The organism is Bradyrhizobium sp. MV1.5 (assembly GCF_055807615.1).
Genome location: NZ_JBVVPL010000001.1, coordinates 352869 through 366870 on the forward strand (window position 1 = coordinate 352869; position 14002 = coordinate 366870).

14 protein-coding genes are annotated in these 14002 nt (G+C 64.1%); 7 read left to right on the forward strand and 7 right to left on the reverse strand.

Annotation, left to right across the window (positions count from 1 at the left end):
- Positions 1-9 precede the first annotated feature (9 nt).
- The 3 genes from AC0L2J_RS01605 to AC0L2J_RS01615 form a co-directional block, all read right to left on the reverse strand.
- Entirely contained in the window at positions 10-696 is a 687-nt protein-coding gene (locus tag AC0L2J_RS01605) for a glutathione S-transferase family protein (protein WP_473386771.1), read from the reverse strand.
- A gap of 132 nt (positions 697-828) precedes the next feature.
- Positions 829-1155 carry a hypothetical protein gene (locus AC0L2J_RS01610; RefSeq protein ID WP_473386773.1) on the reverse strand — a complete coding sequence of 109 codons (327 nt, stop codon included), beginning with the start codon at positions 1153-1155 and terminating at the stop codon, positions 829-831.
- A 105-nt stretch (positions 1156-1260) separates the two neighbouring features.
- Positions 1261-2391: a site-specific DNA-methyltransferase gene (locus tag AC0L2J_RS01615; RefSeq protein WP_007607106.1), complete on the reverse strand. Its 1131-nt coding sequence runs from the start codon at positions 2389-2391 to the stop codon at positions 1261-1263.
- A 405-nt stretch (positions 2392-2796) separates the two neighbouring features.
- Between AC0L2J_RS01615 and ypfJ the strand changes: the two genes are divergently transcribed.
- Together ypfJ and moaB are read left to right on the forward strand one after the other, a co-directional pair.
- Positions 2797-3732 (forward strand): KPN_02809 family neutral zinc metallopeptidase, encoded by a 936-nt coding sequence (gene ypfJ / locus AC0L2J_RS01620; RefSeq protein ID WP_473249372.1) that lies wholly within the window; start codon positions 2797-2799, stop codon positions 3730-3732.
- A gap of 135 nt (positions 3733-3867) precedes the next feature.
- Complete coding sequence (gene moaB / locus AC0L2J_RS01625) at positions 3868-4431, forward strand: molybdenum cofactor biosynthesis protein B (RefSeq protein ID WP_063993472.1); 564 nt, start codon at positions 3868-3870, stop codon at positions 4429-4431.
- A gap of 237 nt (positions 4432-4668) precedes the next feature.
- Here moaB and AC0L2J_RS01630 read toward each other — a convergent pair whose 3' ends face one another.
- Together AC0L2J_RS01630 and AC0L2J_RS01635 are read right to left on the reverse strand one after the other, a co-directional pair.
- Positions 4669-5595, reverse strand: a complete 927-nt coding sequence (locus AC0L2J_RS01630; RefSeq protein WP_473386776.1) for a bifunctional helix-turn-helix transcriptional regulator/GNAT family N-acetyltransferase — start codon at positions 5593-5595, stop codon at positions 4669-4671.
- Between the two features lie 62 nt (positions 5596-5657).
- Positions 5658-6233, reverse strand: coding sequence for a glycosyltransferase family protein (locus AC0L2J_RS01635; RefSeq protein ID WP_007607113.1), 576 nt, complete (start codon positions 6231-6233; stop codon positions 5658-5660).
- Between the two features lie 329 nt (positions 6234-6562).
- On the opposite strand from AC0L2J_RS01635, the gene AC0L2J_RS01640 reads away from it, so the two are divergent.
- A complete protein-coding gene (locus AC0L2J_RS01640; RefSeq protein ID WP_473386778.1) occupies positions 6563-7402 on the forward strand; it encodes an RMD1 family protein in 840 nt (279 codons plus the stop codon).
- Between the two features lie 226 nt (positions 7403-7628).
- On the opposite strand, the gene AC0L2J_RS01645 is transcribed toward AC0L2J_RS01640, so the two are convergent.
- The gene (locus AC0L2J_RS01645; RefSeq protein WP_473386779.1) at positions 7629-8810 is read right to left on the reverse strand and encodes an acetate/propionate family kinase; all 1182 of its coding nucleotides are present in this window, start codon (positions 8808-8810) and stop codon (positions 7629-7631) included.
- 8 nt (positions 8811-8818) lie between these two features.
- Positions 8819-11233: a phosphoketolase family protein gene (locus tag AC0L2J_RS01650; protein WP_473386781.1), complete on the reverse strand. Its 2415-nt coding sequence runs from the start codon at positions 11231-11233 to the stop codon at positions 8819-8821.
- On the opposite strand from AC0L2J_RS01650, the gene AC0L2J_RS01655 reads away from it, so the two are divergent.
- The 4 genes from AC0L2J_RS01655 (at position 11232) to AC0L2J_RS01670 (ending at position 14002) form a co-directional block, all read left to right on the forward strand.
- Positions 11232-11414: a hypothetical protein gene (locus AC0L2J_RS01655; protein ID WP_473386782.1), complete on the forward strand. Its 183-nt coding sequence runs from the start codon at positions 11232-11234 to the stop codon at positions 11412-11414. The genes AC0L2J_RS01650 and AC0L2J_RS01655 overlap by 2 nt on opposite strands.
- A 30-nt stretch (positions 11415-11444) precedes the next feature.
- The gene (locus AC0L2J_RS01660; RefSeq protein WP_473249378.1) at positions 11445-12608 is read left to right on the forward strand and encodes a PA0069 family radical SAM protein; all 1164 of its coding nucleotides are present in this window, start codon (positions 11445-11447) and stop codon (positions 12606-12608) included.
- Positions 12609-12632: 24 nt separating this feature from the next.
- Entirely contained in the window at positions 12633-13088 is a 456-nt protein-coding gene (locus AC0L2J_RS01665; protein ID WP_473386784.1) for a VOC family protein, read from the forward strand.
- Positions 13089-13165: 77 nt separating this feature from the next.
- Positions 13166-14002, forward strand: a complete 837-nt coding sequence (locus AC0L2J_RS01670) for a ribonuclease HII (protein ID WP_473386785.1) — start codon at positions 13166-13168, stop codon at positions 14000-14002.

Below are 14002 nucleotides of genomic sequence, written 5' to 3' on the forward strand. Positions count from 1 at the left end.
CTGACGCGATCAGGCGACTTTCGTCGTCATGTGCCTGAACATGTTGCTGCGGGCCTCGTCGTCCATCTCCGCCTTGAAGGTGAACTTGTCCTTCAGCGCGATCGCGCGCGTCGCCGCGGGCCGCGCCGAGATCTCGTCCACCAGCCGCTTCACGTTCGGATATCGCGCGAAGGCGTCGTCGCCGAGCTTGAACGGCACCATCCGCGCCCAACCCCACAGCGCCATGTCGACGATCGAATAGCTGTCGCCGACCATGTAGCGGCGGCCTTCGAGGTGACCGTCGAGAATCTTGTAATGGCGATCGGTCTCGAACTGGTAGCGGTTATGCGCGTAGTCGTGGTTCTGGTCTTTCGGCGCAAAGTGCTTGAAGTGCACGGCCTGACCCGAATACGGCCCAACGCCGGTGGCGACGAACATCAGCCATGACAGCATCTCGCCGCGAACATTGCCGGCGGGCAGGAATTTGCCGGTCTTCTCGGCGAGATACAGCAGGATGGCGTTGGAATCGAACACGATGGCGCCGTTGTCGTCGATCGCCGGCACCTTTCCGTTCGGATTGATCTTCAGATAGTCCGGCGTGAACTGCTCGCCCTTGCGGGTGTCGATCTTCACCGGCTCGAAGGGCAGGCCGGCCTCTTCGAGATAAAGCGCGACCTTGGTCGGGTTCGGCGAACCGTTGAAATAGAATTTGAGCATCGGGCATCTCCCCTGTGTTTGTTGGCTGAGAGTGGAGGCAGCAACATGTCCGCAAGCGGCCTTGTCTTGCCTGAACCTTATCGGGGAGGGCAACCGGCGAGTTTGCCGGGCGGTATCTGCGCGTCACGCAGATCAGCCGGCGTAACAAAGGCCGATCGCCGCCGTAGTGACCATGGCCGCGCCCACGAGCTCCAGGCGCAGCCCGAGCCGGGTGGCGATATGCATGTCGGAGGCCCGCGCCGCGCGCTCCGATCCGCGCGCGTAGCCGTGAACGATGACGTCGTGATTGAAGCTGTCATGGGCCTCGTTGCTGCTGGCGAGCCCGACACAGACCACGAGCACGCCGAACAAGGCGAGGCCGAAAAATCCCAGCAGCGCGATCAGGAACATCGGAAACATGCCGACCAGAAAGATCGGCAGCAGCGGCACCAGCAGCAATGTCTCGGACTGTCGTCGCATGGCTCGACCGGTCAAGACGGGGCGTAGGCGGTCAATCTAGTCCCGCCGGCCGCTGTGTTCAACCAGTCTCGTCATTCCGGGGGCGCGCCTGAAATGACAGGGCGGCTACCCCGCCGCCATGCCGGCGCGAATCTCGGCGCGGAGCTCGTCGATCAGCTTGAGACCCTTCTTGGTCTCGATGTGCCAGAAGGTCCATCCGTTGCAGGCTTGCGCGCCTTGCGCCACCGCGCCCATGCGGTGGATGGAGCCGACCTTGTCGCCGAACATGATGGCCCCGTCGGCGCGGACCAGCGCGCCGAGCTTCTTCTTGGCGTCGAACAGCTTGGTGCCGGGCATGATCATGCCACGCTCGATCAATTCCGAGAACGCAACCCGCGGCGCCTCGCGCGCCGTCATGAACGGGGCGAGGCTTGCCTCCGGCAACGGCTCGACCGCGGCGATGCGCGCTTGTGCCGCTTTCGCATAGGTCTTGTCGCGCTCGAAGCCGATATAGGAGCGGCCGAGGCGCTTTGCGACCGCGCCGGTGGTGCCGGTGCCGTTGAAGGGATCGATCACGAGGTCGCCGGGTTTGGAGGACGACAGCAGCACGCGCGCGAGCAGGCCTTCCGGCTTCTGCGTCGGGTGCACTTTCTTGCCGTCGGCGCCCTTGAGGCGCTCTTCGCCGGTGCAGAGCGGGATCAGCCAGTCGGACCGTGCCTGCACGTCCTCGTTGGCGGCCTTCAAGGCTTCGTAGTTGAAGGTGTAGCCCTTGGCCTTTTCGTCGCGCGCGGCCCAGATCATGGTCTCGTGCGCGTTGGTGAAGCGGCGGCCGCGGAAATTCGGCATCGGATTGGTCTTGCGCCAGACGATGTCGTTCAGGAGCCAGAAGCCGAGGTCCTGCATGATCGCGCCGACGCGGAAGATGTTGTGATAGGAGCCGATCACCCAGATCGTCGCCGACGGCTTCATCGCGCGGCGGGCGGCAAGCAGCCAGGCGCGGGTGAAATCATCGTAGGCGGAGAACGAATCGAACTTGTCCCAATCGTCGTCGACCGCGTCGACATGGGATTCGTCGGGGCGCTTGAGATCGCCCTTGAGCTGAAGATTGTAGGGTGGATCGGCGAACACCAGGTCGACCGAACCAGCCTGAAGCTTCGACATCTCGGCGACGCAATCGCCAAGGACGATGCTGTGCGAAGGAGACTCAAAATTTGTGCGGGGCGCCCTTGCAGACGCCCCGCGACGCGACTCTACCATGACTCAAGAACTCTGACTCAGGCGACGCTGTCGGCGACGCGGGACCAAACAACCGACTGACCGTTACATTGAAGCGGCAAAGTAAAAATCGACTTAACCCGCCGCTTTCGTGAGCAGCCCTCACGTCGCACCTTGCACGCGGTTCGCTCCGCGCATTCTCCATGTTTTGCAGTGTATTTCGTGTTTCTTCCCGTTGCGGCTGTGATCGGAGCGCAAAAAGAATCGAAATTCCTCTCGGAAAAAATTGCTCGATGCCCGGAAAAAATTGCTGGCATTGCCATGCTGTCGCACTAGGCAATAATTGCCGAGCGGGATATTGATTAACGCAATGGAAATTTTAGGTATGTGGCGCGTTGAGCTTTCGCGCTCTTGCGCCGAGTTGAGCCAGGACCGAGGGAAGCCGCCATGCGCTACGATGATTTCCGCCGCAGCGACGACATCGAGGATCGTCGCGACGATGGTGGCGGCGGCGGTGGAGGAGGCGGGTTCGGCCTCCCCATAGGCGGCGGCGGGCTCGGGATCGGCACCATCATCGTGCTCGGCCTGGTCGGCTACGCCTTCGGCATCGATCCGCGCATCCTGATCGGCGGCGCCGAGATCCTCACCGGTGGCGGCCAGGCGCCGTCCTACCAGACCGATCGCCAATCGTCCTCCAACGCCAAGCGCGGCGCGCCGACCGACGAGATGGGCAGCATGATCTCCGGCATCCTCGGCGAGATCGACGATCGCTGGAGCGAGATCTTCCAGGCCTCGGGCCAGTCCTTTACCGGTCCGAAAGTCGTGCTGTTCCGCAACGTCACCAATGGCGGGCGCTGCGGCCGGGCGGAGTCGGCGATGGGACCGTTCTATTGTCCGCCCGACAAGACGATCTTTCTCGACACCGGTTTCTTCCGCGAGGTCGAGACGCGTTTTCGCGGCTGCTCCGGCAAGTCCGCTTGTAACTTCACCACCGCCTACATCATCGCCCACGAGGCCGGCCATCACATCCAGAACCTGCTCGGCATCATTCCGCGCGTGACGCGGCTGCAGCAGCAGGCCGGCAGCAAGGCGGAATCGAATGCGCTCCAGGTGAAGGTCGAATTGCAGGCCGACTGCCTGTCCGGTGTCTGGGTCAATCGCGAGGCGAAGAAGCGGCCGAACTTCCTGGAGCCGGGCGACATCGACGCCGCACTCACCACGGCGAGCGCGATCGGCGACGACACGCTGCAGCGCCAGTCGACTGGCCGGGTCGTGCCGGATTCCTTCACCCACGGCTCGGCGGCGCAACGCAAACAGTGGTTCATGACCGGCTACCAGCAGGGCACCGTCCAGGCCTGCAACACGTTTGGTGGCGGACAGTAGGGGTTATCCGTCATCCTGAGGTGCTCGCCGATTGGCGAGCCTCGAAGGATGGCGAGCCCGTGGCGCATCCTTCGAGGCGCGCAAGTGCGCGCACCTCAGGATGACGTCAGTGGTCTGTGAAGAAGGTGTGTTGCAATGACCTCCATCGACGAAGCAAAGCAGTTCGTCCCGCTCAACATCGCGGTGCTCACCGTGTCTGACACGCGCGCGCTGGCGGATGATAAATCCGGCCAGACGCTCGCCGACCGTCTCCTTGCGGCCGGCCATCATCTCGCCGCGCGCGAGATCGTCACCGACGACGTCGAGGCGATCCGCACCGTCATCCGCCGCTGGATTGCGGACGCGGGCGTCGACGTCGTCATCACCACCGGCGGCACCGGCTTCACGGGGCGCGACGTCACGCCGGAGGCGATCGAGCCCTTGTTCGAGAAGCGCATGGACGGTTTCTCGATCGCATTCCACATGCTGAGCCATGCCAAGATCGGCACGTCGACGATCCAGAGCCGCGCCACCGCCGGCGTCGCGGGCGCAACCTACATCTTCTGCCTCCCAGGTTCGCCCGGTGCCTGCCGCGACGGCTGGGACGGCATCCTCAAAGCCCAGCTCGACTACCGCACGCGGCCCTGCAATTTCGTCGAGATCATGCCACGGCTGGACGAGCACCTGCGCCGGCCGAAGGCCCAGGGCGCGACGGTGTGAGCGCTTGCTTCCCCTTCCCCCCTTGTGGGGGAAGGTGGCATAGGCGGCCTTGGGCCGCCGTTCTCAAAGAACGCCGAAGCGAAGCTTCGGCTATGGCGCCGGATGAGGGGTATCTATCGGCACGGAATGTGCCGAAGACGACCCCTCACCCAAGTGAGCTTATGTCTAGCAGCGTCGCTGCCCTCTCCCGCAGGGGGCGAGGGCACATTCATGCGCATCTCGCCCGCTGTTGCAGCATCAGAGATCCCGCTCCCACGTTTCCCCAATCAGATCCTGCCCGAAGCTGTGATGCGGCTCGGTCTTCACGAGCTTGAAGCCTGCACTTTGATAGATGCCGCGTGCGGCGACCAGGATGCTCTGCGTCCACAGCGTCATCTTGCCGTAGCCCCTCTCGCGTGCGCCCTGGATGCATTGGTCGACCAGCGCGCGGCCGACACCGAATCCCCGCGCTTTCTTTTCCACCTGCAACAGGCGCAGCTTGGCGATCTCGTCCGTGGCCTTGACCAGAAAGATCGAGCCGACCGGCTCGCCGCCCACTTCCGCAATCCAGCAGTGCTCGCGCGCGGCGTCATAATTCTTGATGAACTGTGCGCAGATCTCGGCGACCAGGGCCTCGTAGCTGATATCCCAGTTGTAGTCGGCCGCATAGGCGGCGGCCTGCCGGGAGATGACCCAGCCCATGTCGCCAACGCGATGGCTGCGCAGCATGAAAGCCGCGGGCTGGCTTCGACGCTCCAGCACAGCCTCGATGGTCGCCATAGCCTGCGTGAGCCGCGTTGCATCGCTGGCCGAAAGCTGAGCCAGCATTGCGGCGACCTCATTTTGCGAGCCCAGGTTCAGCTTGGCAAAGGTCTGGCGCCCCTTGGCGGTGAGGCTGAGCTGGTATTGCCTGCGATCCGCGGGCAGGGGCCTGCGGGTGATCAGGCCCTTTTCGTCGAAGCTTTGCACGATCCGGCTGAGATAGCCGGGGTCGAGGGCAAGCTCGTTGCCGATCTCCTTTGCGGCAAGGTCATCCCGTTGCGCGAGCTCGTAGAGTACGCGGGCCTCGCTGAGCGAGAACGGGCTTTTTCCGAGGTGCTGGTCGAGCACGCCAAGCTTGCGGGTGTAGAAGCGGTTGAAGGCGCGGACCGCTGCGATGTGGTCGTCGGTAGGATTGAACGACATGGGTCACCTCGATATTTGCCATTGTCAAATAATTATTTGACTTTAGCAAGTATCGAGGTGCCTCAGCCGACCATGACGATCCGGCTGCGCAGCATTATCCGCGACGAGCGGCCGAGCCGCCGGAGCAGCCGCGCCTCGGAGCGGCGGGCTTGGGGCGGGTAGCCGCCGATGCGGTCGTAGTGATCACGCGCGATCAAAAGTCCCTGATCGCCGAAGGGACCGACGAGCTTGCGCATCAGGGCCCGGAGGATATCGCGGAAGCCGGCATCGGCGTAGGGCGAGCGCGCATAGCGGAAGACGGCCGCACGATCCCGGCCGCTGGTCGAGACCGACTGGATGAACTGGGTGGTTTCCTCGATCCACCCGGTTTCCAGAACGGCGCCCGCAGGGAGGAACATCAGCCAAGACGAACGGGCCTGGAGTGCGCCGGCGGCAAGCGCGGCGCCTTGCGTTGATCCTTCGAAGCCGATGAATCGGCAGCCCGCGACGTCGGCAACGCGCTCGATGACGCCATTGCGGGTGCCGTCGACCAGGAGCACTTCCCGGATGATGCCTGCGGCAGCACCGGGTACCAGCGCGGCCAGAGTTGCGACCGCCGTCTGCTCGACGCCTTCGGTCGGAATGATGACGCTCAGCATGATTGAAGCTTCACTGTCCACACTTCGGGAGAAGCGTAGCTCATTATGAGGGCGTCATAAAACATGTGGCGCTGCCGAGTGCAACTTTCCGGCCGCGCTTCGGTATACGATGGTAAACCGCTGCGGCTCTCTCATCCAAATATGTCGCGTACGGGGCCGCGATATTGCCAATGTGTCGCCCCAAGCCTGTCCTGTCCGTATTAGTCCGGAGATGAGCCGCAACATTGCGCGGCGCGCCGGCCGTTCGCAACCTTGCAAGAGGAGGATGCGATAGCGGACGAGCGCGAGAACGGGAAAACCGTGCAATGGTGCTGCTGAAGAGGCTTCGAATGAACGCCGATCAACTTGCTGTTAACTCGCCCGCAACATCTCCCAGGCCGGACGGCGCGCCGACCTTGCGGATCCGCGCCCTGATGCTGGGTGAACGCATCAATCCCTCCGGACTCGAAATGGGCGCGACAGTCTCCTCGACGCCGGCCGCCTTCCGCGTCCATGCCGGCCTTGCGGTCATCTTCCGCTACGGCGTCGTGGTGCTGATCGGTCTCCTCCCTTCGGAGGAGAAGGTGCTGATCGACAGCCTGAAGTCCCGCGTGATCGGCGAGTTCAGCCCCTACGAGGAGGAGATCGCACATGCGCAACTCTGCAAGGACGAAAGCGCCGAGGCTATCCAGCCGGGCGGCCCGATCTGCCTCGCCAAATTCTCCGACGACCGGCTGCTGCTGATCGCGGACGCGCTGGCCAAGAGCACCTCGCTCGCACGTGACGAGCGCCGCGTCGCCGCGGTCTTCGACGTGATCGAGCCATTTGCGCGCAAGCTCGCCGAGCAGGGCCGCACGCCGCCCCGGCGCAAGGGCATCTTGCAATTGATCGGCAATGCGCTTCTCGTCCAGCAGCGCGTCGCCGGTCGTGTTGCGGTGGCCGAGAAACCCGACGTGCTCTGGGAGAAACCCGAACTCGACCGGCTCTATGCCCGCCTTGAAGACGAGTACGAACTGAAGGAGCGCCTGGACACGCTCGAGCGCAAGCTCACCGCCGTGTCCGCGACCGCCAACGCGCTCACCGACATCATCGATACCCAGCGCTCGCTCCGGCTCGAAATCGCGGTGGTGGTGCTGATCGTGATCGAGGTCGCGATCGGGTGTTTCCAGATTTGGTCGGGGACGCATTAGAATGCGCGGGCCACTGGATCAATTTACCCTGCAGTTGAGATGCTCGTGACTGCGCCCTCGCCCCTTGCGGGAGAGGGCAGCACCGCGAGGAGACACAAACTCACAGGGTGAGGGGTATGTCTCCGCATACTCACATGCATACGTGAGCGACGACAAAACCCCTCATCCGGCACTTCGCGCCACCTTCTCCCGCAAGGGGAGAAGGGAAGTAAGATTGCCATCGTGCTCAAATCGTTCGCAGCACCGCCGCACAATGTCGTGCGATCATCAGTTCCTCATTCGTTGGAATGACAAAGACATCGACTGCGCTATCGCCCCCGTTGATACGCTCGCGCGCCGCATCATTCGCAGCGGCATCGATGCGCACACCGAGCCAGTCGAGACGCTCACCGATGGCGCTGCGGATTTCCCTGGCATGCTCGCCGATGCCGCCGGTGAAGACCAGACAGTCCAGCCCGGCAAGCGTTGTCGCCATCGCCGCCACCTCCTGCGCGGCGCGGAAGGTGAAGAGCTCGACCGCCTCCCGCGCCGCAGCTTCGCTGCTCGCAAGCAGCGTGCGCATGTCCGAAGCGATGCGGGAGACGCCGAGCAGGCCGGATTCGTGATAGAGCAGGTGCTGGACATCTTCGACCGACATCTTCTCGTGCTGTTGCAGATAGAGCAGCACGCCCGGGTCGATCCTGCCGCACCGCGTGCCCATCACCAGCCCGTCGAGCGGCGTCAGTCCCATCGTGGTGTCGATGCTGCGGCCGTCGCGCAAGCCGCACAGGCTCGCGCCGTTGCCGAGATGCGCGATCACAGTGCGCTTCGCCACGAGCTGCGGCGCGATTCGGGCGAGCCGTCCCGCGACATATTCGAACGAGACGCCGTGAAATCCGTAGCGCCGGATGCCGCGCTCTTCATAACGTCTTGGAATGGCGAAGCGGCTGGCGGGCGGCGCAATGCCGTGATGGAAAGCGGTGTCGAAGCAGGCGACCTGCGTCAGGTCGGGCCTGAACGCCCTGATGGTGCGGACCGGCGCCATGCACCGCGGCTGGTGCAGCGGCGCCAGCGGCGTCAACGCCTCCAGCTTTGCGGTGACATCCTCCGTCAGCTCGACTGGAGCGGAATAGTCCGGACCGCCATGGACGATCCGATGGCCGATGGCGCGCAAGCGATGGTCGCCGAAGCGATCCTCGATCAAGCCGAGCACGTCGGCGAACAGATGATCGCTGGCCGCACCCGATGCTTCCCTCCGTTTCTCGAACAGGTCTTCGCCCGCGGGGCTCTTCACGACGAGCCGCGGCTTCGTCTCGTGCTCGTCGAGCAGGCCCTTGCAGAGCAGGGTGGGCTCGGCCGCCGAGATTTCGAACAGGCCGAATTTGATGCTCGACGATCCCGAGTTGAGAACGAGAACCATGTTCAACATGGCTGCTGTCAGTCGCCTGCCTCTGCCGGCGTCTTGCCGCCGGCGCTGTTCTGCCAGACCCATTCCTGGATTTCCGGCATGTCCTCGCCGTATTCGCGTACATAACGCGAATGCTCGATCAGCTTGTCACGGAATTGCTGCTTCACCTGCGCCGCCCTGGTCGCGAGCCCCTGCACGCGCTGGATCACCTCGATCGCGAGGTGATAGCGGTCGAGCTCGTTGAGCACGACCATGTCGAACGGCGTCGTCGTGGTGCCTTCCTCGGCAAAGCCGCGGACGTGCATGCCGGCGTGGTTGGTGCGGTTATAGGTCAGCCGGTGGATCAGATAGGGATAGCCGTGATAGGCGAAGATCACCGGCTTGTCGCGCGTGAACAGGCCGTCGAAGTCGCGGTCCGACAAGCCGTGCGGGTGCTGCTCCCTGGGTTGCAGCGTCATGAGGTCGACGATGTTGACGACGCGGATCTTCAGCTCGGGCAGCGCCTTGCGCAGCAGGTCGACGGCGGCGAGCGTTTCCAGTGTCGGCACGTCGCCGGCGCAGGCCATCACGACATCGGGCTCGCCATTCGCATCTTCCGTGCCGGCCCAGCTCCAGATGCCGATGCCGGCGTCGCAATGCGTGGCTGCCTCCTGCATCGACAGCCATTGCGGCGCCGGCTGCTTGCCGGCGACGATCACGTTGATGCGATTGTACGTCCGCAGGCAGTGGTCGGCGATCCACAGCAGCGTGTTGGCGTCTGGCGGGAAGTAGATGCGGACGATGTCCGCTTTCTTGTTGGCGACGAGATCAACGAAACCGGGATCCTGATGGCTGAAACCGTTGTGGTCCTGACGCCAGACATGCGACGTCAGCAGATAGTTGAGCGAGGCAATCGGGCGCCGCCACGGCAGATGCCGGGTCACCTTCAGCCATTTGGCGTGCTGGTTGAACATGGAATCCACGATGTGGATGAACGCCTCGTAGCAGGAGAAGAAGCCGTGCCGGCCCGTGAGCAGGTAGCCCTCCAGCCAGCCCTGGCAGAGGTGCTCGCTCAGGACTTCCATCACGCGTCCATCCTGGGCGAGGTGCACGTCGTAAGGTTCTGTCGGCTCCATCCAGACGCGTTCGGTGGCCTCGAACACCGCATCGAGCCGGTTTGACGCGGTCTCGTCCGGGCCCATGATGCGGAAGTTGCGGGCCCCGGCGTTGAGGCGGATGACGTCGCGCAGGAATTTGCCGAGCTCGCGGGTTGCCTCCGCCACGACGCCGCCCGGCTGAGGGACCTCGACGGCGAAGCTGCAGAAGTCCGGCAGCTTCAGCTCCTTCTTCAGAAGGCCGCCATTGGCGTGCGGATTGGCGCCCATGCGGCGATGGCCTTCGGGCGCGAGCGCCTGCAGCTCGGCAACGAGCGCGCCGTTCGCGTCGAACAGCCTTTCCGGCTCGTAGCTGCGCATCCAGTCTTCGAGAATCTTCAGATGCGCCGGGTTCTCGCGACAGTTCGCGACAGGTACCTGATGCGCACGCCAAAATCCCTCCACCTTCTTGCCGTCGACTTCCTTGGGGCCGGTCCAGCCCTTCGGGCTGCGCAGCACGATCATCGGCCAGCGCGGGCGTTCGACGCTCTTGCGGCCGTCGCGGGCGTGCTGCTGGATCGACCGGATGCTGACGAGCGCGACGTCGAGCGCGTCTGCCATGGTCCGGTGCATCAATTTGGGATCGTCGCCCTCGACGAACAGCGGCTCGTGGCCGAGCCCGCGGAAGAGATCGCGGATCTCGTCGTCGCGCATCCGCCCGAGCACGGTCGGATTGGCAATCTTGTATCCGTTGAGATGCAGGATCGGCAGCACCGCGCCGTCATGCGCGGGATTGAGGAACTTGTTGGAGTGCCAGGACGCCGCGAGCGGGCCGGTCTCGGCCTCGCCGTCGCCGACGACACAGGCGACGATCAGGTCGGGATTGTCGAAGGCCGCGCCATAGGCATGCACCAGCGCGTAACCGAGCTCGCCGCCTTCGTGGATCGAGCCCGGTGTTTCCGGCGCCGCGTGACTCGGGATGCCGCCGGGGAAGGAGAATTGCCTGAACAGCTTGCGCAAGCCCTCGGTATCGCGCGCGATATCGGGATAGATCTCGCTGTAGCTGCCTTCGAGATAGGTGTTGGCGACCATGCCGGGACCGCCGTGGCCGGGACCGCAGACATAGATCACGCTCAGGTCCAGCGCGCGGATGACGCGGTTGAGATGGGCATAAATGAAATTCAAACCGGGCGTCGTACCCCAATGGCCGAGCAAACGCGGCTTGATGTGCTCGGGCCGCAACGGCTCGCGCAGCAGCGGATTGTCGAGGAGGTAGATCTGCCCGACGGAGAGATAGTTCGCGGCGCGCCAATAGCGATCAAGCAGATCGAGGTCGCTGCTCGCTGCGGCCAATTGTTGTTGATTTGTCATGTTCCTGCCGACCTTCACCCGGGATCGTCACCAACCGAGTTCCGGCGAGATCGATCCTTCGGCAGCATCAAACGGGATCGCCGTGACGCCACTGTTGCGTGAGGTCAAAAGCGGGCGCGCGAAGTTTGGGCAGATCTACCGTGCATGGGGTTGTTTTCACGTTTTTTGTTTGCGTTCTTGATTTGTTCCTTTGGCGTGCTATCTTGTCTTCATGAGTCCAGCATCCTCTCATGCTCTCAAGCACCCGCCGGTCACGGCGCCCTCCGAGCCGGCGGGTGCGCCTTCTGACTTCCCTGAGCTGGCGGTCGCCATCGACCGCCAGCGCAGGCGAGGCCGGGGCGCGCAGTCCAACGCCAGCGGCCGGTTTGAGGCCGAGGCGCGCGTCACATTCGACGATGGCTGGCAGAGCCTTGAAGAACTGCCTCCGTTCAAGACCACGGTCGGGATCGACACCTCGCGCAAGGTGATCACCCGCAACGAATCTCCCGACATCGGCTTCGATCGCTCGATCAATCCCTATCGCGGCTGTGAGCACGGCTGCGTCTATTGCTTCGCGCGGCCGACGCATGCCTATCTCGGCCTGTCACCGGGACTCGACTTCGAGTCGAAGCTGTTCGTGAAGCCCGAGGCGCCGGCGCTGCTCGAGAAGGAGCTTGCGGCGCCTGGCTACGAGCCGCGGATGATCGCGATCGGCACCAACACCGATCCGTATCAGCCGATAGAGCGCGAGCGCAAAATCATGCGCGGCATTCTGGAGGTGCTGGAGCGCGCCGGCCATCCCGTCGGGATCGTCACCAAGTCGGCGCTGGTGACCCGCGACATCGACATTCTTGCGCGCATGGCCAAGCGCAATCTCGCCAAGGTCGGGATCTCCGTGACCTCGCTCGATCCGAAACTGGCGCGCACCATGGAGCCGCGAGCGTCCACTCCGTCGAAGCGGTTGGAGGCGCTGAAGCAGCTTTCCGAGGCCGGCATTCCGACCACCGTCATGGTCGCGCCCGTCATCCCCGCGCTGAACGATTCCGAGATCGAGCGAATCTTGGATGCCGCCGCCCATGCCGGCGTCAAGGAGGCCTCCTATGTATTGCTGCGGTTGCCGCTCGAGGTGCGCGATCTCTTTCGGGAATGGCTGATGGCGAACTATCCGGACCGCTATCGTCACGTCTTCACGCTGATCCGCGACATGCGCGGCGGCCGTGACTACGACGCGAAATGGGGCGAGCGCATGAAGGGCACCGGCCCGATGGCCTGGACCATCGGACGCCGCTTCGAGATCGCCTGCGACAGGCTCGGGCTGAACAAGAGGCGCTCCAAGCTGACGACGGATCATTTTGCCAAGCCGAAGCGGAACGGCGATCAGCTCAGCCTGTTCTGAGGGACGAAGTGGGAGAGGCGTCGCATGAGTCAGGAACTGCCGGCTCCAATCCCGCGACTTACCGTCATCACGCTGGGCGTGAACAACATCCGCACCGGTATTGCCTTTTACGACGCGCTTGGTTTCTCGCGCCGGCTCAAGGTGACCGGCGAGGCCGTGGCATTCTATGACACCGGCGGTCCGGTGCTCGCGCTGTTTCCCTGGGATCAGCTCGCGGTCGACGCCAAATTGCCTGATCATCCGAGGCCATCGACGTTTGGCGGCGTGACGCTCGCCTGGAACTGTCGCGCGCGTGAGGAGGTGGATGCGGTGCTGGCGTTCGCCGTCGCCAAGGGAGCCGCGCTGCTGAAGGCCGCGCATGAGACCGACTACGGCGGCTATTCCGGCTATTTCGCCGATCCTGACGGCCATCCCTGGGAAGTCGTGGTCGCGCCCGGCATCGAAGTCGGCGAGGACCGACGGGTGCATCTGGCGGAATAGGGCAGCTGACTTGAATAACGGGAATTGTCCGAGGTTCCCGGTTGCGCAGGCCATGCCGCTTGCGCACGATCCCGGCCATGATTCGGGATCAGTCCGCCAAGAAGCCGGCCAAAGGCGCGCCCAAGAAGGCTGCGCCTGAGAACAAGAAGGCTGCGCCTAAAAAAATCGTCAAGGCGCTGGCCGGCGCCAAGGGCACCATCATGGTCGCCCCAAGCTTCCGTCGCGAGCGCGCGCTGATCAAGCGCGGCGTCTGGCCGGTGGCGGGCTGCGATGAGGCCGGCCGCGGGCCGCTGGCCGGTCCTGTGGTGGCGGCGGCGGTGATTCTCGATCCCGACCGCATCCCGCGCGGCATCGATGATTCCAAGCGACTGACTGCCGAGGAGCGCGAAAGGCTGTTCGACAAGATCTGCGCCACAGCGCAGGTCTCGGTGGCCGTCGCCTCGCGCGCCCGCATCGACCGCGACAACATCCTGCGCGCCTCGCTATGGGCGCTGAAGCGCGCCGTGGTGGCGCTGCCCGAGCAGCCCCGGCACGTCTTCGTCGACGGCCGCGACCGGCTCGACACGGCATGCGATTGCGAGGCCGTGATCGGCGGCGACGGCATCGTCCTGTCGATCGCAGCGGCCTCGATCGTTGCCAAGGTAACGCGGGACCGCCTGATGTGCGCGCTGGCTCAGGACTGTCCCGGCTACGGTTTCGAGCAGCACAAGGGCTACGCCGTGCCCGAGCATCTCGACGCGCTCAACCGACTCGGTCCCACCGTCCACCACCGCAGCTTCTTCGCCCCCGTCGTCGCCGCCCGTGCCAAGCACATGCCCTGGACGGTCGAGCCGGCACAGGACCTGTTTGCAGTGACCGAGATCGAGCTGCAGGTGGACACGAGCCTGGAAGTCGACGCGTCGGCAAATCTCTAG